This window comes from Aporhodopirellula sallentina SM41 (assembly GCF_000346505.1).
GTDB lineage: Bacteria > Planctomycetota > Planctomycetia > Pirellulales > Pirellulaceae > Rhodopirellula > Rhodopirellula sallentina.
On record NZ_ANOH01000115.1, the window covers coordinates 34,452 to 56,398 of the forward strand.

The following is a 21,947-nucleotide window of genomic DNA, read 5'->3' on the forward strand; positions in this document are numbered from 1 at the left end:
CATCGACCCTCGCATCCATGTCTACCGCTTCGATTCAGAACGTTGAAGTTTGCCTTCCCGACGGCACCAAACAGAAACATCCCGGCGACGCTACACCGATGGACGTCGCACGCGGGATCAGCGAAGGGTTGGCCCGGGCGGTCGTGGCTGCGGAAGTTGAGGGGAAAATTGTCGATTCGTTCCGTCCGCTTGGCGAATTGGCCAACGAGGACGGATCGGTGCCGCTGAAGTTGCTGACCAACCGTGACGCGTCGGCGCTCGACGTTCTGCGTCACTCGGCCGCTCACGTGATGGCTCGCGCGATCATGCGAGTCTACGACGGCGTGTCGCTCGCGTTCGGTCCAACTACCTCGGGCGGTTTCTACTACGACTTCGACCTGTCCGAGAAAATCAGCGAGGACGATTTTCCAAAGATCGAAGCCGAGATCAAAAAGATCATCAAAGCCAAAGAGCCGTTTGAACGCTTCGTGCTCGACCGCGACGAAGCACGAAAGCTGTGCGACGACCTGAACCAAGACCTCAAGGTCGAGCACATCGATACCGGTCTCGGCGACCAACCCACCGTCAGCTTCTACCGCCAAGGCGAATTCGTCGACCTCTGCCGCGGACCGCATATTCCCCACGCCGGCATGATCAAGGCGATCAAGTTGCTGTCTGTCGCGGGAGCGTATTGGAAAGGGGACGCGTCAGGACGCCAATTGCAACGTGTTTACGGGACCGCTTTCTTTGACAAGAAAGAACTCGCCGCGTACCTCGAACAACTCGAGGAAGCACGCCGCCGCGATCACCGCGTGCTCGGCAAACAGCACGGGCTGTTCGCGATCAATCCGGAAGTCGGCCAGGGGCTCTGTCTGTGGCTGCCCAAAGGCGCCCGAGTTCGCGTCGCACTCGAAGATTTCCTCCGCAAAGAATTGCTCTCGCGAGGGTACGATCCCGTCTACAGCCCGCACATCGGGCGTGTCGAATTGTATGAAACCAGCGGTCACTTCCCGTATTACCGCGACAGCCAATTCGCACCGTTGTTCGGCAGCGAAGTGGGCGGGCTGCTCGATGCCTGGAACACGCGACTCGGTGAAGGAAATCTGAGCAGCGACGACGAAGACAAACTGATTGCTGCTGCGGAAGTGTTTGGAGTCAAATTGAATGACTACAAACCGTCCGCATCTGTCGAAGCCAAACAGAAGGCGCTGCATGACTGGCAACTCGTCAACGAGCGTTACCTGCTCAAACCGATGAACTGCCCTCACCACTGTCAAATCTTTGCCGCCGAACCACGATCGTATCGTCAACTGCCGCTGCGGTTGTTCGAGTTTGGAACCGTCTACCGTCACGAACAAACCGGCGAACTGAACGGGATGATGCGGGTCCGCGGTCTGACCCAGGACGATGCACACATCTTCTGCACGCCCGAACAAGTCGAAGAAGAATTTCGTGCGACGATCGAACTGACTCAGTTCGTGCTGCAGTCGGTCGGGTTGAACGATTACCGGGTGCAGTTGTCGTTGCGCGATCCTGACAGCAGCAAGTACGTCGGCAGCGAAGAGAATTGGGACCATGCCGAGGGGGCCCTCCGCGGTGTGTTGCAGCATTCCGGAATGGAATTCAACGAGGAGCCCGGTGAAGCCGCGTTCTACGGTCCCAAGGCGGACTTCATGGTTCGTGACTGCATCGGACGATCGTGGCAACTCGGAACGGTGCAATTGGACTACAACCTGCCGCAACGTTTCAAACTGCAATACAAAGGCAACGACAATTCGACCCATCAACCGGTCATGATTCACCGCGCACCGTTCGGATCGCTCGAACGGTTCACGGGGATGTTGATCGAGCACTTTGCCGGTGCGTTTCCGATGTGGCTGGCGCCGGAACAAATTCGCGTTCTGCCGCTCAGTGACAAATCGCTCGACTACGCCGTCGCGGTTGCCAAACAACTCGATGAGGCCGGTTTGAAAGTGACGGTGGATTCTTCCGACGGCAAGGTGCAGGCGAAGATCCGCAACGCTCAGTTGGATCTCGTCAATTACATGGCAGTTGTCGGACCGAAGGAAGCCGAGATGGGCCACCTCGCACTGCGAGACCGTATCGATGGCGACCTCGGCGCGATGCCCGTTGCCGAAGCGATCGCACGTTTGACCGACGAAGTGAAGAACCGAACCGTTCGCCAAGCGGTCAAGTCGTCCGCGGTGTCGATCGCCGAATCGAGCGAAACCTCGCACGAGTATTGAGCGTCCCGAGCGAAACACGTTGGCGAGTGTCTCGTAATGTCGATTTAGTTATTGACCATTTCCCCACTCGCGAAGCGACGGGAGAAACTCTCGGTCTTGGAAATCCCGAGCGACGGAAGTGAGCCGAATGGCCGTAAGGCCTCGGGTGGGAACGGTCGAGCGATGTTGAGACCGAACCCGCCCAACACCCGAGTGCTCACGCACTTCGGCTCACGGGAACTTTTGCCCGTTGTCACTTCGCGATTGATAAAAAACTCCCGACACCGCCTCACGCAAAAACTTCAGCAACAAAATCGACGTCCCGCGAGACTCGCATCGAGAGCTCGAGAACCGTTGCGCTAACGAACGTATTCGTCGAGCCCGATCATCTGCTCGCGAAAGTCGAACTGTAAATCGGGATGCACTTTCTCGAGTGCTTTTTCGATCTTCTTGATTTGCGCCAAATACATGTTGGCGCTCACTCGGCAACGGCCGAAATAGATTTTGCGTTCGACAATTTGTCGGCAGAAATGGATGCGAATTTGCAGTTCCGTTTCTTTGTCGCCCGAGTACCGGATGCACTTGTCCATGGTGCGGATGATCTTCCGCAGTGTCTTTTTGTGGACCGTGCGGGTCGAGGGTAATTGCTCGCTGATCTCCGCACACACATCGTCGATGTAGCCGTCTTCGTCATCGGACTTGAGCAGCAGGTACGTCAACAGTTCTTTGTTGTCGACTTTGAACCGTGCCAGCCTGACGCATGCGTCGAGCAGGTCTTCACGCGGCAACGGCGCGAGGGCTTTTTTCAGTTCGCTGATGGTCGCCGGTTTCATCATAAAAAACGCCAGCCTTTGAGGGCTGGCGTCCGAGTGATTGATTGTTGTCGCCTGCCTGTTGCCAGCGACCGAAATGCCTCGAGATCAGAACGCTTACTTCAATTCGCCGGCTTCTTTGATCTTGATCAGCGTTTGCGTCCGTCCGCTGCTCGATCCGACCGACTCGACCTTCTTCACAACATCCATGCCTTCGAGGACGCGTCCAAAGACGACGTGGCGACCATCGAGGTGCGGGGTAGGAACCGTCGTGATGAAGAACTGCGAACCGTTCGTGTTCTTGCCGGCGTTGGCCATGCTGAGGATGCCCGGTTGGGAGTGACGGAACTTAAAGTTTTCGTCGTCGAAATCGGATCCGTAGATGCTCTCGCCACCGGTGCCGTTTCCACGAGTGAAGTCACCGCCTTGCAACATAAACCCAGGAATAACACGGTGAAAGGCACTGCCTTCGTAATCGAGTGGCACGCCTGATTTTCCTTCGCCTTTTTCACCTGTGCAAAGGGCTCGGAAGTTTTCAACGGTTTTGGGAACGTCTTTGCCAAACAGACCCATCACGATGCGTCCTGCCGGTTCTCCGCCGATGGTGACATCGAAATAAACCTTGTTGGTAACTTCGGCTTCCATCGGGTCGGCAGCCGAAACGGTGGAAGAGCAAATTGCGGCGAACAAAGTGACGAGCATGAACGTGAAAGTGCGTTGAACCATCGTTGGGGAGGACTCCAGTGGGGGTGGGAAGAGCGGCCGATCGTCCTGGCCTGCTCGGTGAGATTGCTGTATTTAACCAAATCAGTCGATCGGGTTCCAACCCAACCTACGAACCGAACCGGGTTTGAGGTCGAATACATTATTCCCGTCACCCATCCGTCTCATTTCAATCGAACGTCACGAAATGTCTTTATCTGAATTCGCTTCGCCGCAAGGGGCTCCTACAGGCGGCGATTTTCCCCAAGCGAGCGAGCCGTTCCGCAAGATCGCTGTGGAGATCGGTCATGTACTCGTGGGCCAGGAAGATCTCGTTCACCGAATGCTGATTGGTTTGCTGACCGGTGGACACTTGCTGATTGAGGGTGTTCCGGGATTGGCTAAGACGACGGCGGTGTCGAGTCTCGCGAAATCGATCCGCACCGAGTTCCAACGGTTGCAGTTCACCCCCGACCTCCTGCCTGCCGATTTGATCGGGACGCAGGTCTACCGTCCCCAGGATCAGAGCTTTGTTGTTCAAAAAGGGCCGATCTTTTCCAATCTGATCCTCGCTGACGAGATCAACCGGGCACCGGCAAAGGTGCAGAGTGCATTGCTCGAGGCGATGCAAGAACGTCAGGTGACGATCGGCGGCGAAACGTTCATGCTCGAAGAACCGTTCTTGGTGATGGCCACGCAAAACCCGGTGGAGCAGGAGGGGACCTATCCGCTGCCTGAGGCACAGATGGACCGGTTCCTATTGAAGGTGATCGTGGACTACCCGCAGCGCGACGAAGAACTCACGATTCTCAGACGGATGAGCAAAACGGCGCCGAAGTTCGACGTCGCCGCGGTCACCTCACCGGAAGAAATCATGGCCGCTCGCGGGAACGTCGACGATGTCGTGATCGATCCGAAGATTGAGGGATACATCGTCGATTTGGTCATGGCGACGCGGCGACCGGCCGCCTACGGGCTGAACCTCGACGGACTGATTCAGTTCGGCGGTTCGCCGCGAGCGACGATCAATTTGGCGTTGGCCGCGCGAGCGAACGCGTTTCTCGATGGTCGCGGTTACGTGTTGCCCGAAGATGTCCAAAACCTCGCTCTCGATGTGCTGCGTCACCGCGTGATGATCACGTACGAAGCCGAAGCGGAGGAGCGTACCAGCGAATCGATTATTCGCGAGATCTTGGATCACGTGGCGGTGCCATGATTCCAAGCGAGGTTCTGAAGAAGATCAAACGCATTCAACTGCGAACCTCTCACCGCGTCGACGAATTGCTCACCGGCAGTTGGCATTCGGCGTTCAAAGGTCGAGGCATCGAGTTCGAAGAAGTCCGGCCCTACCAGGTCGGTGACGATGTCCGCACGATCGATTGGAACGTGACGGCGCGGAGTGACATGCCGTTCGTGAAGTTGTTTCGCGAAGAACGTGAACTCGCGGTGATGTTGTTGGTCGACCTCAGCCCGTCGATCGGATTCGGGACCCAGCACCAAACCAAACGGGAACTAGTTACCGAACTCGGCGCGACGTTGGCGATGTCGGCAATCAAGAACAATGACAAAGTCGGTTTGACGCTGTTTACCGATCAGATTGAAAAACACATACCTCCGCGAAAAGGGGCACGGCATGTTTTACGGCTGATCCGGGAAATGCTGTACTGTGAACCGATCGGTGGCCGAACTGATTTGGTGGCCGCGATTGATCATTTCAACCGCACGACTCATCGCCGCAGTGTTGTTTTTTGGATCAGCGATTTTTTGACGAGCAACGTGTTCGATTCAGACGCACAACGAACGGCGGCGGAAATTTCACTCGAACGTTCCATGCGGGTGCTCAGTCGTCGGCATGACGTGATCCCGATCATCGTCAATGACGAACGAGAGATGCAACTGCCGCGCGTCGGTTTGATCCGCCTACGGGACAACGAAACGGGACGCGTGCATTTGGTCGATACCAGCAGTCGGCGGGTGAGACGTCAGTACCAAGAATTGACGACCCGGCGAATGGCCGCTCGGGACGCGATGTTTGCTCGGCTGAAATGGATGCCGCTGCATCTGCAAACCGGCCAAGACATCGTGGAACCGCTGCAACGTTATTTCCATCGACGTGAACGGCAGGGTAGATGAGGCATCCATCCATTTCCATTTGGCTGTGCGTCGCGATTTGGCTGATGCCCTTCGGGGTTTGGGCGTGTGCCCAACCGCCCTCGTCCGGGGACACGTTCGAGGAAGGAATCGTTGTTCCGAAGAATACCGAGGCGGACGGGCCGAGGCCGGTCGTGCATTTGTCGCGACAGTCAATCGCGATTGCGGACCCTTTTACCATTCGAATCGAAGTAGCGGCTCCGGTGGGTACCCGAGTCGTCTTCGAAGACGTGGGGGAAACGATCGGGTCGTTTGATATCCTCGATGTGAACGACCTCGGTGACATGCCGGTTGCCGATTCAGGCGATCGTTTGTGGGTGCGTACCATGCGGCTGGAAACGTTGCAGGTCGGATTGCAAACGGTTCCTCCGATCTCGGTCCGCTTGGTGCCGGTCGGTCTGGATGTATCTGACGACGATGATTCGGAGGCGGACGTTCGTGTGATTCGGACTCAGCCTGTCGAGATCGAGGTACGCAGTATTCTGCAGCCAGACGAGCAATCGACACTGGAAACCTATCGAGACATCGTGGGTGAAATCGAGACGCCTTCGAATCAGGATCAGGAATCGGAACTCGGTTGGGTCTCTTGGCTGATCGGGCTCGCTTGTGTTGTTGCGGCGGCAGTGTTGTGGGCATGGTATCGTCGGCATGATTCGTCGCAGCGATGGTGTCGCGATCGTCTCGGTGAACTTCAGAGGCAACGTATCGAAAACGCCGCCGCCTACGTCGAGGCATCTGAACTGTTGAAACGCGTGCTTCACGTCAATTTGATGGGACGGTCCGGGATAACAACAACGGTCGTTCCTACGCCTCGATTGTTAGAACGCCTCGAAACTCGCGGATATACGGGAAAACAACTGCAAACACTGCGACGCGTGTTGTCCGTCGCCGATCGGATTAAGTTTGACTCGCGAGCCGAACAAAACGTCAGTCGTGAGGAAATCAACACTCTCGAAACCGCAATCGATGATGCCAAGACGCTTCAGTCCCTGCCCGCCGAAAATGTAACCGCGTCGAAGGAGGCTGCATGATGTTGTCTCTTTTTCACTCGCCCGCTTATCTGTTGCTGTTGTTGATCATTCCGTTTCTGGCGTGGCGGCGGTTCTTCTCGAATCGCGATCAGGCTTCAGTGCCGTTTAGCAATCTCGATGCCGCGTTTCAGCTACCCCGGACGCTGCGTCAGCGATTGATTTGGTTGCCGGATGTCCTGCTGCTGATCGCGTTGTCGGTTTTGATTGTCGCCCTGGCACGTCCACGCGACGGTCGCCAGCGGACCGTCTCCAGCAGCGAAGGTATCGCGATCGAATTGGTCGTCGACCGTAGCGGTAGCATGCAGGCGATGGATTTTCGAATCGATGGTGAACGAGTTGATCGTTTGCGGGCAATCAAAAACGTCGTCGCGAAGTTTGTACTCGGTGGTGATGAACTCGAAGGGCGGTTCAATGACCTCGTAGGTCTAGCAACCTTCGCCGGTTACGCCGACGCGATCACTCCGCCGACGCTCGATCATGGTTTTTTGGTAGGGACACTCAACCAAACTCAGATCGTCGACCAACGAAACGAAGACGGTACTGCGATCGGGGACGCGATCGCGTTGGCGACGGAGAAACTCAATGCACTCGACGCGCGTCAGGATAGCAAGATCAAGAGCAAGATTATCATTCTGCTGACCGACGGTGAGAGCAACGCGGGGGCACTCGAACCGCTGCAAGCGGCGGAGCTCGCCGAAACGCTCGGGATCAAGGTTTACACGATCGGCGTCGGGACCAAGGGGCAGGCTCCTTTTCCGGTTCGTGACCCTTTTTCTGGTCGCGAAGTATTGCGGGCGATGGAAGTGAATATCGACGAGGACACCCTCACGCAAATCGCGGAAAAGACCGGCGGACGATATTTTCGCGCGACCGATACCGACTCGCTCGAATCGATCTACCGCGAAATCGATGAACTCGAGAAGACAAAAGTCGAATCGAAACAATTTGTCGAGTATCGAGAACTCGCCGTGGAAGACTATCCGACCCGGTGGGCGACTGTTCCGCCGCTGTTGTCAATTGTGATGGTGCTGTTGCTCATCCGCATCGCGTTGCAAACGTTTTGGCTGAGGGAGTTAACATGAATCGCGATTTGTGGTGGGCGGCGTGGTTGCCGGACGACGGATTGGTGGGGAACCCGGTTGCGGCGTGGTGGATTGTGGCCGCGGCGATATCTGGTGTGATGTGTTTGATCGTTGTGTTGATCCGGCGGCGGGCGCAGCGTCGATTCGCGACCGAAGATCGACTCGCTGACTTCTTCGATTCGTCATCGTTTTTCGCCCGACATCGAGTCGTTGGTGGCGTCGTGTCTGCGGCGGTTTTGTCGATGGCATTGGGATTGCTCGCGTTATCGATGATGGACATCCGGTGGGGGAAGACTGAGCAGGAGGTTCCACAGAAAGGAATCGAGGTGTTGTTTTTGCTCGACGTGTCACGCAGCATGTTGGCCGAAGACGCGAGGCCCAATCGACTCGAACGGGCCAAGCAAATGATCCGAGATATGGTCGAACGGATGGCGGGAGACCGCGTCGGGTTGGTCGTCTTTGCCGGCGAGACACGACAAGTGATTCCGCTGACCAATCACTATGAAGACTTCAGCCGACAACTCGAAGACGTCAGCCCCAACTCGGTTCGTCGTGGCGGTTCACGCCTTGGCGATGCGATCGAGTCCGGAGGGCGAGCGTTTCTGAGTAAGACCAATTCCCACCGCGTCATCGTTGTGTTGACTGATGGCGAAGACCAGGAAAGTGAACCGGTCAAAATGGCGAAACGATTGCACGACGATGAGAAAATCCGAATCTTCACCGTGGGGCTCGGTGACATGGATGCCGGATCACGGATTCCAGACGTTGACCGCGAACGACCAAGGCACGAGACGAGGGCGATACATCAAGTATCAAGGCGAACCGGTTTGGTCAAAAATGAATGGCGCGACCTTGCGACAAATCGCTACCGAAACCGACGGTGTCTACATCCCGGCGGGCACCAAGCAAGTCGACATGGCGACGATCTATGATCGATACATCGCTGGGATGCAGGCCACCGAGTTTGAAACCGCGAAGGTGGATACCTATGCCGCTCGATTCCAATGGTTCGCTTTGCCGGCATTCGTTCTGTTGTTGATCGACTATGTCGTAAGACTCTTTGCCCGTCGTTCGCCACGCGGGATCGGTCGATCCGCGTCGGTGGCCGGCATGTTGCTCGTGTTCTGCCTGACCGCGACACCCGCGCCCGCACAAACGATCGAGCCGAGAGCCGATCTCGAGACCGATCCAACCGAATCAACACTCGAACCAACGAGCGTATACAACCGAGGTGTCGAGTTGTATCGCGAAGGTGAGTTCTCCGCGGCAGTGGATGCGTTCGCTCAGGCGGTCGGGGCGGGATCGGATGAGGTCGCCGCATCGGCACGCTACAACCTTGGAACGTCGTGTTATGCCGCGGCAATCGAAACCCTGGCAACGAGCCAAGTACCGCCGACGCAAGATGCGAGTCATCCGAACGACACCGCCGATGCAAACGATGTGAATTCGGTTTCCGCGACCGAGCAGGCGAAGCAGATCTTGCAACAAGGTATCGGCGCGTTGAGGTCTGCTCTGCGACTGAGGCCAGACTGGGAGGACGCGCGTGCCAACCTAGAGAAGTCGGTTCAACTGCTCGCGGTGATCCAGGAATCGGAACAACAGCAGCAGGAGAAGTCAGGCCAGCAAGAGAATTCAGAGCAATCCGAATCGCAGGAATCGTCCGACTCGCAAGAGCAGGATGCCGGCGATGAGGATTCTCAGCAGCAGAGTTCGAACCAAGATAACTCCGGGCAACAGCAGCCCGAACAATCGAACTCTGATTCGGAGAACCCAGATTCAGACAACCCTGATTCTAACAACTCAGAGCAGCAGGACACATCGGACGAACAAAGCGAGGATTCGAATTCGGAAAAGGGACAGGAGTCACAAAACAGCGAAGGTGATCAACCGTCTGAAGATGGCTCGCAACAGCAACCTAACGAGAGTGACGAGCAGAACGATGCGAACTCCCCGTCGGATTCTCAGGCTTCCACACCGCCGTCAAACGAACAAGACTCCAACCAGCAAATGAGCGGCGACACGGGAGATCCAGAAGAACAAAGCGATCCGGCGGAGCCCGATGAACAGGGAGAAGCGGAGCAGGAGACAACTACGCAGGACGTCAGCGGAAGTCTGTCGAGCGATAACCAAGACGAGTCATCGCAGGCGCCCGGGGCGAACTCGCTGCACGCCGGTGAGGGCAAACCGGATGATCGGCCGATGACCGCCGAAGAAGCGATGAAGATGCTGCAGGCGATTCGTGACCGCGATCTGATCCGCCGATTCCGGTTGCAGCAGTTGCAACAACAACGGCAGATTCCGGTCGAGAAAGATTGGTAGACCTCGAACGTTCTAAAAACGACGTCGTCGATGTCGCCTGACTTCGGTGGCCTGAATTCTGGTGAATTCAGTTACGGGGATCGGACACGTAAAACATCCCAACGCTCTAAAGCAGATGCTTGGCCTTCACCTCGAGGTATTGGTTCACCAGCGGAGCGGTCAGTTCATCGGGGAACGCGTCGACCGACAGCACTCCGCGGTGTCGCAGTCCGGTGAGAACCTCTTCCCTCCACAGCAGAATGTCAGCCGCCGCGGCGGCTCGATACATGGTGAAGTCGTCGATCGTTTCGGTGTAATGGGGAGCCTCGGTACCACCGCCCGCTGCCGCCGCAGCCAAGGCGGCGTTGTGAGGGGCGTCGGCAGCGTCGAACATCTCGCGGTCTCGTAGAAGAACACCGAGTGGCAAATGAGTGCCCGTCAGGTTCGAGAGGTAGTCCACGATCACCGCTGAGTTGACCTCATCGATCACGTTCGTGATCAGCGTCACGAGCGAGCGGCGTTTGCACCGCGAGTTCAGGTGCAGGAACGCAAGGTCATATCGCGATTCGACCATCCGAGGGAACTGGTCAAAACCGGCCTGAAGCAATCGGTTCATCTGGCTCGCCCCGCCGCGCGGCGGAATGTAGGCGTGAATCCGATCGCTGAAACAAATCATGCCCACCGAATCGCCTTGCTGCAACGCAACGTAGGCCATCATCAACGACGCGTTGAGAGCGTGATCGAGCAGCGAGTATCCGTCGCGTTGATTCGTCATCATCCGACCGCAATCGAGCATGAAGATCAGCCGTTGGCTTTGATCGCTCTGAAATTGCCGTACGGTGAGTTTGTTGCGTTTGGCCGTGCTGCGCCAATCGATATGGCGATAGTTGTCGTCACGTGTGTAGTCACGCAAACGTTCAAAATCACTGTCCTGTCCGATCCGACGAGTGCGCCGGACCCCGATCAGGCTGAGCCGATTGGTCCGGGCGAGCATTGCGTAATCGGACAACTGTTTCATGTCCGGATAGATGTTCACCCGGTTGTGAATCGGCAGAGTGATTTGGCGTTGCCACAGTCGCAGCGGACTTTTGATTCGCAGGTAACATCGTTCCAACTCGAACGCGCCGCGACGATGTGCGGTGAGTTGGCTGATGGCGATCGTTTCCATTCCTCGTGCGAGATCGAGATCATGCATCGAAGGTTCAGCGGTGAAATGTTCGGGTAGGTCATCGCAGAAATCACCGATCAGACGCATCGATGTTTGGTTCTGTAGCGTCAGCGTCGTCTCGATCGGTACACGTAGCGAACCGGTACGAGGGATGTGGCGTGAAACCACGATTCCGGTCGCGCGGTGACCACCACTGCCCCACCACAGCAACAGAAAATCAATCAACGTGACCACGAAGATCAGACCGTCGACCATGGCGAGGACGACGAGCGCCTGTGGCGAGAAGACGAACAGGACACTCAGGACGATGGACACGCTCAGCAGGCTCGCCCACAGTCCGGTCGGAAACACCCGCGTGTACAACGCGGCCACGACCAACGGTAGGCTCAGCAAGAGCAGCAGCAACCATGGTAATCCGCTGAGCCACTGAATCTCTTCCGCGACTCCGCTGGCGGTCGCTGATTGAGCAAGATGAAAAAGCATGGAGTCGTGTCGCGGTCGGTGGGTGTGACTCGCCGCGAACTCGTCGTCACGGTGAAACGGTGAAACGGTGAAACGGTGAAACGGTGAAACGGTGAAACGGTGAAACGGTGAAACGGTGAAACGGTCAGAAAACGATCGAGCATCCTCAGGCTCAAACGCCGTGCGGACATCTTAACAGATCCTCAACGTGTCCTACACGCTACCGTGATCCGGCCGGTTGGATAAGAATAACGACTCGAACAGCGACCTTGGGTGCGGCGATGCGATCCGTCGGTGTCTCGGTTTTTCCGTGAGTGTGCGTTTTTCCGACTGCTGAACCTTTTTCTGATTCTATCCATTTTCTGCGAGAACCTCTTGCCGACTTATCATCTGACGATCGCCTACGACGGAACTCGCTATTCGGGATGGCAGGTCCAGCCGGGGCAACCGACCGTGCAGGCCGAGCTCGAAAACGCGGTCGCCACGCTGCTCGGCAAGAAGGCAAAACTCGGCAAGAACGCAAAGAAAGACCAGTCCGCAATCGATCCGGCCGATGCAGCCGTTCGGACGAAAGCAGGTCGCGTGCTCGGTAGTGGACGCACGGACGCGGGAGTGCACGCGTGGGGGCAGGTCGCTCGTTGCGTGTTGCCTGATTGGCGAGCCGACGCGAACGCGGTCATGCGAGGCATCAATTCGCGATTGCCTGACGATATCACCGTCGTCGATGTGCGTGAGACGGTGGCTTCGTTTCATCCGATCGCTGACGCCGTCAGGAAACGTTACCGATATCAAATTCAGGTCGGTGGTCAACGTGATCCGTTTGCCATGCGGACTCGGTACCGGGTTCCATGGCCGCTGGATGTCGATCTGTTATCGGCGGCGGCGGATAAGTTTGTCGGAACCCATGACTTTGCCGCCTTCCAAGCCGCGGGTTCCTCCGTCGCGAGTACGGTTCGCACGATCACGCGGAGTTGTTGGATGCGGGAACACGTCAGTGCATCCGATGGCCAGGAATCGCAGGCCATTGCGGCTCGGTCCGATGCGTTTACCGGGCAACGGTGGTGCTTCGACGTGGAGGGCAACGGGTTTCTCTACAACATGGTCCGCAACCTCGTCGGGACGATGTTGGACGTGGCCCGCGGGCACCGACCGCTGGAGTGGATTGATGAAGTTTTGATGTCGAAAGATCGCCAGATGGCAGGGGCGACGGCACCGCCACAGGGGCTTTTTTTGTGCTGCGTAAGTTATCCCAATGAGGTTTTTTTGACTCCGTCGTTAATGTTCACGAAAACTTAACCTGCCGGGCCCGAAAATCGGTTGAAATGGCGAGCGTTCCATGCACGCTGTCGCTTCGCAAACCGCGAGGCCGATGAGTAGAATTGGCCGTTCGTTTATTTACTTATTTCGAGTTCACGATGAATGGTGAGAGTTCCCCTACCGCTCCTGGACCATCCATTCAGCTAAAATCGTCGACTTCCACAGTGACCGCGCGTCCGATTCTTGATGAAGAAACCCGTTCGCTCGTCAAACGCGCCCTCGCCTCACGTGTTCTGACGCTCGAGGAAATCAAAACCGTCGTCGCATCGTTGATGACGGAGGATGCCCACGTGGACTCACAGCGCCTCGCCGACGGCCTGCGAAACGCAGGGCTGCTCACGCGATGGCAGGCCAGCAAACTACTCTCGGGCAAGAGTCGCGGTTTCTTTCTCGGCGCGTACAAACTGCTCCGACCGCTCGGACGTGGCGGGATGGGAATGGTGTATCTCGGCGAACACCAAGTGATGAAACGTCAGATGGCGTTGAAGGTGTTACCGCCCGATGCTCTCAAAGACACTCGCCGAATCGAACGGTTCAAAGAAGAGGCTCGTGCGTCGGCCCAACTCGATCATATCAATATTGTCCGCGCGTACGACTTTAACGAAGCCGGCAACAAACTTTACATCGTGATGGAGTTTGTCGACGGGATTGATCTACATCAAATCGTTGCGCGTGACGGAATCATGTCTTACGACGCGGCGCTCGATGCGATCACCCAAGCCTGCGAGGGTTTGGTGCATGCTCACGAACGCGGCGTGATTCACCGGGACATTAAACCGTCCAATTTGATGCTCCGCAGTGACGGTGTCGTGAAGGTCAGCGATATGGGATTGGCGAGGATCGGATGGTCGGAGGCCGATGACAACCAGGAATCCAAACGGTTGATGGGGACGGCGGATTTTGTCGCCCCGGAACAAGCCCTCAACAGCAAGACGGTAGACGCACGAGCGGACATCTATTCGCTCGGTTGTACGTGGCATTTCTTGCTGACCGGGAAACCGCCGTTTCGTGGCGACAGCGTCGCGCAAAGACTGGCCAAACACCAAACCGCGCCGATCCCCGACGTGCGTCAGACGCGTAGCGATTGTCCCGAAGCCGTCGCGATGCTGCTCAAACGGATGATGGCGAAGAAGCCCGCCGAGCGACCGTCGTCGGCGGCGGATTTGCTAAATCAGTTGCAACGATTGCGGGCCGGACGGGGTGACATCGGGGCTCGACACGAACAACTCGCGGCGATGGTGACGCAGAGCGATTCGGCGATCGACGACAAGCTGTTTCAGGCCACGATGGAAGACAGCCACAGCATGCCGACGTCAGAGGTTGACGTCGTCGAGGTTATCAAAGATTTCGATTTCGGTTCGCTGCCGCCACTCGATGTCGCGGGAGGTTCCATCTCGGACTTTGCGACTACCCCCGGTCAACCATTATCCGGTCAACCACTGTCCAGTGGCCGACTGTCGAACCAGTCGATGCCTGGGGCTGCACGCGGGCAATCGGGAATCCCTCCTGTCGTCAAGAAGTCCGGCCCGGTTGCGGCGACGCGAACCAACGCCGCATCGTCATCCGACGGTGGCCAAAAAAGCGGCGACACGCAGCTCGTCATGCTGGGGATCGGTTTGGCGATCGCGGTGGTCGCACTCGTGCTCGTCGTCGGTATTGCCGCCTACACGATATCGCGACCACTTCCCAACGCGTCCCCCAAAGTCAAAGCCATCGAAGACGGCAAGGGCGGTCGTGTGTTTGTCGTCGAGTAGTTAGAGCTGGGGTGGGCAGAGCTGAGTGAGTTGAGCTGAGTGAGTTGAGCCTGGGCGAACTCGGCGGGGTGAACTCGGCGCGGCGAACCCGGCGGGGCGGAATCGTTCACGCCCGGATACCTGCCGACACTCGAAGATTTTTCGCTACAGCAGGTCTCGCAAACTGCCCATCGCGAGTGGCTCTTTCGTATCAAACGGTTCGCCGTGAGTGCGATTGATCAGCCGTCCCCAATGCTCGCCTTCGTGGCGGATTCGATCGATGAGTGTCGGTGGTGCCGTCGGCCGGCCGGTAATCATTTGGCTCTCGTAGGCCCTGACCGTTTCCATCTTCCGTTCCCACTGTTCGGAGATGTCGACGATCCACGCCGGTTGGACGGCGAGCCGCAGGTGGATGCAGAAGTAATAGTATAACCGCTCGGGATGATGCCGCGGACCGGGCATGTCGGTCTTGCTCAACTTGGCGTGAAACCGTGCCGCTTCGGTCAGCAGGGTCGCGGCCAAGTGGTCCGGGTGGGCGTCATGGTAGTACGGCGCGAACAGCCAACGCGGTCGAAGGCAGCGGATGTAGCTTGCGATCCGAACGCGAGCATCCATCGTGTTCTCGAGTGCTCGATTGACCAGTCCCGCGTTGCCACGCCACGTCAATTTCATCACGGAAGTCGCCGCCGCCGTTTCGCGAATGCGAGTTTCCATGCTGCCATGCGGAGTCGGCTCGCCCGAGGTGAGGTCGAGCACGCCGACCCGCATGCCTTGATCGATCATCCGCATGATCGTGCCACCCATTCCAATTTCAGCGTCATCGGGATGCGGCGCGACGACGAGGAAGTCGAGTGGTTCGAAATCGTCAGGATTGGGGAACTCAGTCGGTGTGAGCGTGTTGATCATCGTTGTCGTTTCGAGTTGTTTGTCGCTGTGATGTGAGTGTTTATTTGCGAGGCAAACGGAACGCCATCGCTTGGACGGAATTCCGCACCAACAGTATGTTGCCGGCGAGGCTAGGGACGTTCCACGTCTTGTGCTGCAGCGCGTCGATCCGCAGCAATTCACGGTATTCATCCGGCGTGGCGTCAACGAACAAGACGTCGCCCATTTCTTCTTGAACGATCAAAGTATCACCGGCCAAGATGACTTGCCCCTGCCCCGACCGCGAGCGACGAGATTGCTCCCAGAGGCGATCACCCGAGTCGATGTCGACCGCTTGTAACGCACCGTTGCTCAGCGCGTATGCGACGCCGTCGCGGACTACCGCATGATTGAATTTCGTTTTCATCACCCGGTTGGATCGCCATACGTCTTCGGCGACAAAGCCATCGTTTGAGGATGATTGTTGAACTTCGATTAACGCGCTACCGCCACCGTAGCCCTTGCCGATCAGGAAACGATCGTTGCCCGCATCAATCGCCGATGCACAGTTGGCTCCACCGCTGCTTTGTCCGAACCAATCCGTTTCCCAGAGTTGCTCGCCGGTTTCGATTAAGTGGCCAGTGATGGTTTGTTCGTTGACCGAAACGATTTGCCGCACTCCAGCGAGCGTCATTAACTGCGGCGACGCGTAGCTGATCTGGTCCTCGCCGGCGGTCCAGCGAATTTCGCCTGACTTCGCATCGAACGCGATCAGCGACCGTTGACTCGCGTCGGCGTTTGCGCCAAAGGGCAAAACACAAAGACCGTCGACGATCAACGGTGAACCGCTGCGCCCCCAAGTGACGGCGACTTCGGATTCGACCTGATCCCAACCGGCGGTCTTGAGCAGATCCGTTTCCCAAATCACCTGTCCGGTCACTAAGTCCAAACACCACACCATCCCGGTCGCACCCTGAGCGTAGACACGGTTCTGATCAATCGCCGGGGTGGATCGGGGACCCGCGCCGCCGAGCGGGTGTGTGTGAGTCGCCTCATGGTCGACCATCCACAACAACTCGCCATCGCTGACACGGTACGCGGTGACGCACTCACGGTCTTCACGCTGTTCCAACGTCACGGCAATGTCGCCGGCAACCGCGAACGATGACCACCCGCCGCCGATGCCAATGTTCCAAATCGTTTCGACTTCGCTGGCGGATTTGGGAATCGTGAACGCACGATTGCTGACGACACCGTTGCGGTTGTTACCCAAGAACTGCCCCCACTCGATCACGAGCGTTTCCGATGACGGTGTGGCATCGTCGGTATTGGCGTCCGTACCGGCTGCGATTTCCTCGCTCGGGCGATTCGATTCGGCAGCGCCGTTTGCGTTGTTGGGATCGTTGCCGGATGCCGCTACGTTGTTTGACGCATCGGGGGCGATCGGTGCAGCCGGGGATGTTTGTAGTTCGGGGACCTCTCGCGTCGAGAAACGCCAACCGAGTTGCGGGATCATTTCGCCCGACATGGTTCGGACTTTCACCAGCGAAATGAACACAATCGCGATCGCGAGCGTCGACACCGGTACCAACCACGTGCGACCGGCACGATGTGCGGCCCGCTGTAAAAAGTACAACGTCAACAATAACGAGATGACACCAACACCGAAACATCCGAGAAACGCGAACTGGTAATCGAAATCAGGAGCGAAGTATTGGATCACGCCAATGATCAAAATGCCTGCTCCGGCGGAGAATGCAGCCCGGCGGAGAAACGGCGTCCGATTGGCGGAAACGGCCTGATCCGATGAACTGGGCGCGGTTGAGGGTGCGGCGTCTGTCTCTGATTTGGAGACGGCATACCCGTCGTTAGGATTAGTCATTATGAAATGGTTGGTACGGATGAGTGGGGAGTCAGGAACAATCCAAGACGCGGTCGTTGAAAACGAGTCGTTGAAGACCACGTTAAAAAACAATTGTCCGGTTCGGCCGAACTAACGCAAAGGCGAGAGATGTCACACGATCGTATTTCTCACGATAGCAGTCCGCCAAATCTCGCGACATTGGTGCGGCCCGGATCCGGAAACGCAAAACGTCAATTGACCGTCGCGTTTGTCTCCGATTTGCATCTGCTCAGTTCGCGAAGCAATTATGGCGAACACCATCGGGTGGTACGCAAGGCGGTCGAATCGGCGGACGTGTGCGTTTGGGGCGGCGACTTGTTCGACTTTTGTTGGTCGTGCGAAGGGGACGGGCCCACCTCTCGCCGGATCGCGGTGGACTGGTTGGAGGCGTGGCGGGAGGAGTTCCCCGAAAAGAGCTTTGTCTATTTGACCGGCAATCACGACGCTCAGCCCGAATTTCAGACTGCACTCGCTCAGTGGGCCGCGCCGTATCAGCCATCGACGCGGCAGCAGAACTCGGCGTCTCAGCCGATTTGGAATCACGAGTTGCCCTTGCAGCCTGGGGGCGTGCATGTGGGGCTCGACGCTATTCGTGTGGGCAATTGCCTCATGGTTCACGGCGACGTGATCGAAGGCGGCGGCAGCCACGCGGGATTGGGCCGATATCGGTCGCGATGGCACCATGAACGCACTGATATTCACGAGCCCCCCGCGATCCGAAATCACCTCTACAACGCGGCCGTGTCGGCGAGACTGCATTTAGCGACCGCGGGCGCCGTTCACCGCCGGAAACGGGTCTGCATGCGGTTGCTCCGGTGGGTCCGGGAACAACCCGAATGGCTCGGCCATGGGATCGAGCAGATCGTGTTCGGGCACACTCACCGGCGACTCCGCGGGGTGCGTATTGCGGGCTACGAGTTCTATAACGCGGGCGCAGCGGTGAAGCATGTGCCGTTCGAGCCCGTTGTGCTCGATTTGTCCCTATAAATCGTTGATTTTGGTTCACAAAGACGCCAGGCCATGCGGTTCTGCACATAGAATATTCATAGAACCTTCATTGCTTTCGCCCTCCCCAGGGCGCTGCGTAAATGGGGTTGATGGATCAAAATGTTGGCGTCCGCAGGAGGCCGTTTTTAACCCGCCATTCCCCACCACAATCGCGCCGCATGTCCAAAACGAAAGTCCTCGTCGTCGAAGATTATCTGCCGCTCGTCGAGACGCTTGAGTATCAACTCAAGCGGGCAGGTTACGAAGTCTTCCGAGCCACAGACGGCCGCGAAGCACTCAAACAAGCCAAACTGCAGTTGCCTGATTTGATCGTCCTCGATGTCGATCTGCCGATCCTCAGTGGAGTCGAGGTGTGCAAGCAGTTGCGGGCCAATCCGGCGACTCAGTCGTGCCTGATCATGATGCTCAGCGCACTCGGTGAGGAATCGGACCAAGTGGTCGGATTCGCAATGGGAGCAGACGATTACGTTCTCAAGCCGGTCGAAAGCTACAAGGTTCTGCTGCAGAAGATCAAAGCTCTCCTGCGACGTCGCGAACCTACCGTGGACGATGCCGAATCGGTGACCCAGTCGGGAGTCACCGTCGATCGCCGACGCTTCGTGGCCACCATCGATGGCGAGGTCCTCAAACTCACCAAGAGCGAATTCCGGCTGCTCGAAACGTTGATCCGCCAACCCGGACGTGCCTTCGATCGGAACGAACTCGTCGAAGCCGCTCTCGGTGAAGACACCTTGGTGCTCGAGCGAACGATCGACGTTCACATCCGTGCGTTGCGGAAGAAAATGAACGATTCGGCAGACTTGATCGAAACCGTTCGTGGCATCGGATACCGCTTCCGCGAGCACGAATCGAGTGCTCACGAAGACGAAGAAGTCGCAGTCGCCGAAGAAGCCTAGCGCTTCGGCTATTTTCGACTTAAGGGTTCAAACCGTAGCGAAAGTCGCCAAGACTTTCGGTGATATCCAAGGGGGGCGCAACAATGCCTTGCCTACCATCCCGGCGGTGCTCGCTTTGCTCTACCGCCGGCTAATAGCTAAAACGCCTTCGGCGTGAAGAAATTTGTGGGTAATCAACAGCCTTGCGTTATCCACTACGGTTCTAACCGGAAAATCAAACTGCGGCGGAACAAGTAAGCACACCACCTCGGCTTGTACTACTTCGGGAACTCCAACACTCCGTCCCATCCCGCCGGTGCGACTCGGTGGTGGTGAAGGATTCGCTGCAGCAACACGTCCTTGGGACGATCCCATGCGGGCAGTTCGTGCAACTGTTGATAGGCGTCGTCCCAGCGTCCTTCGGCAAACGCGACAAACGCCTGCTGTGACAACTCAAGTTGCGTCTGAGTCAGTTGCGGTTGGTTTTCCATCGGGACGATCAATTGGTAAATCTCGATCGGAGTTTGCGTTCCGGCGGCACGCACCCGACCGAGCGTTCGCAAATGAAAACCGTCTCCGGTGATGGCAGGCGTTGCACCGGAGTGTGTTGGGGAGAGTGCTGCGGTCGCGACCGAATCATCCTCCGCCGAATCGGTGCCGATCGTGGAGTTGCTGACAACGAGATGTTTGGCAGTCACCTCGTCGACGAGTATCTCGACCCCGAACACTTTGGTGAGTCCTTCTAGCCGGCTCGCTAGATTCACTACCGGACCGAACGCGGTCACTTTGACTTGGTCGACCGTACCGATCCGGCCGGCGACCGCTTTGCCCGAAGCGATCCCGATGCCGCAACGGAAATCGGAGGCTCCCTTTGTGTAATCGCGACGAATGTCTGCCGCCGCACGTGCGGCCGCCGAACTCGCCGCCACCATCGGGTCGGTCCCGTGAGGCAGCGGCAATGGCCATCCCCAAAATCCCATGGCGGCGTCACCGTGAAAGTCTCCGATCACCCCTTCGGTGTCCAGGATATGTTTGGTCATCACGCCGAGGGCCGCGCTGACTTGTTCGAGCAGTACGAGAAGTTGATCGCTGTGCATTTCCGACGTTCGTGAAAAACCACGCAGGTCGCAAAACATCACCGACAGTTCACACTCACGCGGCTGCAGCCAATTCTCCGAATCGGTGCCCGCGATCGCGTCGAGAACCACGGGGGCGAAGAACCGCCGCATCGCCGCATGCCGTTGTTGAAACTGATTCGCCTGACGCATGCCTGAAACGAGCGAACCGACGACCTCGGCAAACTTCACATCGTCGCTGAGTCGGTCGACCAAGGTGCGCGAGTCATTCGCCGCTTCGCCCACCAACCCCGTCCGGCTGCCCGTCACATAGAGCACCCACCCACGACACGCTTCGCTTCGCAGTGGCACGCAGAACGCCCAGTCGACGTTTTCGGTCGCGGTGTAATCGGATGCGGGCAAGGACGTTCCTCGCAAAGGAGAGGTCTCCCACAGATGCAAAACGCTTTCACGACGATGCAGCGTCGCGGTGACCAGTTTCGTGCTCACGTCGTGCGATGTCGAGTCGTTGTTGCGAACGTCGTAGTGCAGAATCTGCATCTGCGGCGCGGTGTCCCCTGAATCGGAGTTAGCCAAATCGGAGCTGGCTGTCGTTGTTTCAGGCTGGTCCGCCCGGACGATCGCCACCGCAGAGGATGCCGGGGTCGCGCGGAGTAAAACGTCCGTCACTCGCGCAAACAGTTCTTCGTCGCTGATGCTTCCGGCGACCAAGTCCGGGAGCCTCGCGAGCAATTCGATTCTCGCTTGAGTGTCGTGAAAGTTTCGCTGCCTCAATGCCGATTCGGCGAACGCCATTTCGGTGACTTCGAACGACTGCGGCGACGCAATGTAGTCCGGTGTCAGATCCGCATCGCTGCCCGCGTTGTCACGTTGCGAAGACGCGAGTCCACGGCGGATCGAGGGCGTTGACTCCACCGACGGTTGGGGCGGCGGTTCCGGATCGGACGTGAATCCCGGACGCCGCGCGAGAGTGAAGGTGGTTTGTCCAATGACGAAGTGCTCGCCCGGGACCAACACAAATTGTTCGCGTGGTTTGCCGCGGTAAAAAATCGGATTGCGTGCCCGTGGGTCTTTCGTGACACGCAACCGGTCGTTGCTCAACCGAGTGAGCACGGCATGATGGCGAGAGATGGAGGAGTCCCATGGCACGGCCCAAGGGATCGCGACGACGTGCCGTTTCTGGCGTTGGCCTGATTCAGCGACCGCACCGCTGCTCGCATCGGCATAGGCGGATGCCGGGCCGGCTGGTGACGATGACGCC

17 protein-coding genes are annotated in these 21,947 nt (G+C 57.6%); 11 read left to right on the forward strand and 6 right to left on the reverse strand.

From position 1 onward, the window contains the following. The first annotated feature begins 17 nt into the window (after positions 1 to 17). A complete protein-coding gene (gene thrS / locus RSSM_RS07040; protein ID WP_008676010.1) occupies positions 18 to 2,225 on the forward strand; it encodes a threonine--tRNA ligase in 2,208 nt (735 codons plus the stop codon). A gap of 338 nt (positions 2,226 to 2,563) precedes the next feature. Here thrS and RSSM_RS07050 read toward each other — a convergent pair whose 3' ends face one another. Next, on the reverse strand, positions 2,564 to 3,040 hold the full coding sequence (locus RSSM_RS07050; RefSeq protein WP_008676014.1) for a hypothetical protein: 477 nt from the start codon (positions 3,038 to 3,040) through the stop codon (positions 2,564 to 2,566). A 93-nt stretch (positions 3,041 to 3,133) separates the two neighbouring features. After that, positions 3,134 to 3,742, reverse strand: coding sequence for a peptidylprolyl isomerase (locus RSSM_RS07055; protein WP_008676017.1), 609 nt, complete (start codon positions 3,740 to 3,742; stop codon positions 3,134 to 3,136). A gap of 184 nt (positions 3,743 to 3,926) precedes the next feature. Here RSSM_RS07055 and RSSM_RS07060 point away from each other — a divergent pair, with 184 nt between their 5' ends. From RSSM_RS07060 to RSSM_RS07085, 6 genes are read left to right on the forward strand one after another with little or no spacing between them, the layout of a single operon-like run. Beyond that, positions 3,927 to 4,934 (forward strand): AAA family ATPase, encoded by a 1,008-nt coding sequence (locus RSSM_RS07060; RefSeq protein WP_044301547.1) that lies wholly within the window; start codon positions 3,927 to 3,929, stop codon positions 4,932 to 4,934. Beyond that, the gene (locus RSSM_RS07065; RefSeq protein WP_008676022.1) at positions 4,931 to 5,851 is read left to right on the forward strand and encodes a DUF58 domain-containing protein; all 921 of its coding nucleotides are present in this window, start codon (positions 4,931 to 4,933) and stop codon (positions 5,849 to 5,851) included. The genes RSSM_RS07060 and RSSM_RS07065 overlap by 4 nt, the downstream gene beginning before the upstream one ends. Next, positions 5,848 to 6,900, forward strand: a complete 1,053-nt coding sequence (locus RSSM_RS31530) for a DUF4381 domain-containing protein (protein ID WP_008676023.1) — start codon at positions 5,848 to 5,850, stop codon at positions 6,898 to 6,900. The genes RSSM_RS07065 and RSSM_RS31530 overlap by 4 nt, the downstream gene beginning before the upstream one ends. Continuing rightward, entirely contained in the window at positions 6,897 to 7,982 is a 1,086-nt protein-coding gene (locus RSSM_RS07080; RefSeq protein ID WP_008676025.1) for a vWA domain-containing protein, read from the forward strand. Before RSSM_RS31530 ends, RSSM_RS07080 begins: the two co-directional genes overlap by 4 nt. Then, positions 7,979 to 8,914, forward strand: coding sequence for a VWA domain-containing protein (locus tag RSSM_RS32345; RefSeq protein WP_008676027.1), 936 nt, complete (start codon positions 7,979 to 7,981; stop codon positions 8,912 to 8,914). Before RSSM_RS07080 ends, RSSM_RS32345 begins: the two co-directional genes overlap by 4 nt. Further along, positions 8,835 to 10,301, forward strand: a complete 1,467-nt coding sequence (locus RSSM_RS07085; RefSeq protein ID WP_052336005.1) for a hypothetical protein — start codon at positions 8,835 to 8,837, stop codon at positions 10,299 to 10,301. Before RSSM_RS32345 ends, RSSM_RS07085 begins: the two co-directional genes overlap by 80 nt. Before the next feature lie 106 nt (positions 10,302 to 10,407). On the opposite strand, the gene RSSM_RS07090 is transcribed toward RSSM_RS07085, so the two are convergent. Continuing rightward, positions 10,408 to 11,931, reverse strand: coding sequence for a DUF58 domain-containing protein (locus tag RSSM_RS07090; protein WP_008676032.1), 1,524 nt, complete (start codon positions 11,929 to 11,931; stop codon positions 10,408 to 10,410). Between the two features lie 354 nt (positions 11,932 to 12,285). On the opposite strand from RSSM_RS07090, the gene truA reads away from it, so the two are divergent. Then, complete coding sequence (truA, locus tag RSSM_RS07095) at positions 12,286 to 13,206, forward strand: tRNA pseudouridine(38-40) synthase TruA (protein WP_236621000.1); 921 nt, start codon at positions 12,286 to 12,288, stop codon at positions 13,204 to 13,206. A 185-nt stretch (positions 13,207 to 13,391) separates the two neighbouring features. After that, positions 13,392 to 14,981, forward strand: a complete 1,590-nt coding sequence (locus RSSM_RS07100; protein WP_008676036.1) for a serine/threonine-protein kinase — start codon at positions 13,392 to 13,394, stop codon at positions 14,979 to 14,981. 144 nt (positions 14,982 to 15,125) lie between these two features. Here the strand turns inward: RSSM_RS07100 and bshB1 are convergent, their stop codons facing one another. Beyond that, complete coding sequence (bshB1, locus tag RSSM_RS07105) at positions 15,126 to 15,866, reverse strand: bacillithiol biosynthesis deacetylase BshB1 (RefSeq protein WP_008676040.1); 741 nt, start codon at positions 15,864 to 15,866, stop codon at positions 15,126 to 15,128. 40 nt (positions 15,867 to 15,906) lie between these two features. After that, positions 15,907 to 17,706, reverse strand: a complete 1,800-nt coding sequence (locus RSSM_RS07110) for an outer membrane protein assembly factor BamB family protein (RefSeq protein WP_008676043.1) — start codon at positions 17,704 to 17,706, stop codon at positions 15,907 to 15,909. A 129-nt stretch (positions 17,707 to 17,835) separates the two neighbouring features. Here RSSM_RS07110 and RSSM_RS07115 point away from each other — a divergent pair, with 129 nt between their 5' ends. Both RSSM_RS07115 and RSSM_RS07120 read left to right on the forward strand, forming a co-directional pair. Continuing rightward, positions 17,836 to 18,714 carry a metallophosphoesterase gene (locus RSSM_RS07115; protein WP_008676045.1) on the forward strand — a complete coding sequence of 293 codons (879 nt, stop codon included), beginning with the start codon at positions 17,836 to 17,838 and terminating at the stop codon, positions 18,712 to 18,714. Positions 18,715 to 18,893: 179 nt separating this feature from the next. After that, positions 18,894 to 19,631: a response regulator transcription factor gene (locus tag RSSM_RS07120; RefSeq protein WP_008676048.1), complete on the forward strand. Its 738-nt coding sequence runs from the start codon at positions 18,894 to 18,896 to the stop codon at positions 19,629 to 19,631. A 257-nt stretch (positions 19,632 to 19,888) separates the two neighbouring features. On the opposite strand, the gene RSSM_RS07125 is transcribed toward RSSM_RS07120, so the two are convergent. Continuing rightward, on the reverse strand, positions 19,889 to 21,947 hold a 2,059-nt coding region (locus tag RSSM_RS07125), incomplete at its 5' end, for an adenylate/guanylate cyclase domain-containing protein (RefSeq protein ID WP_052336006.1).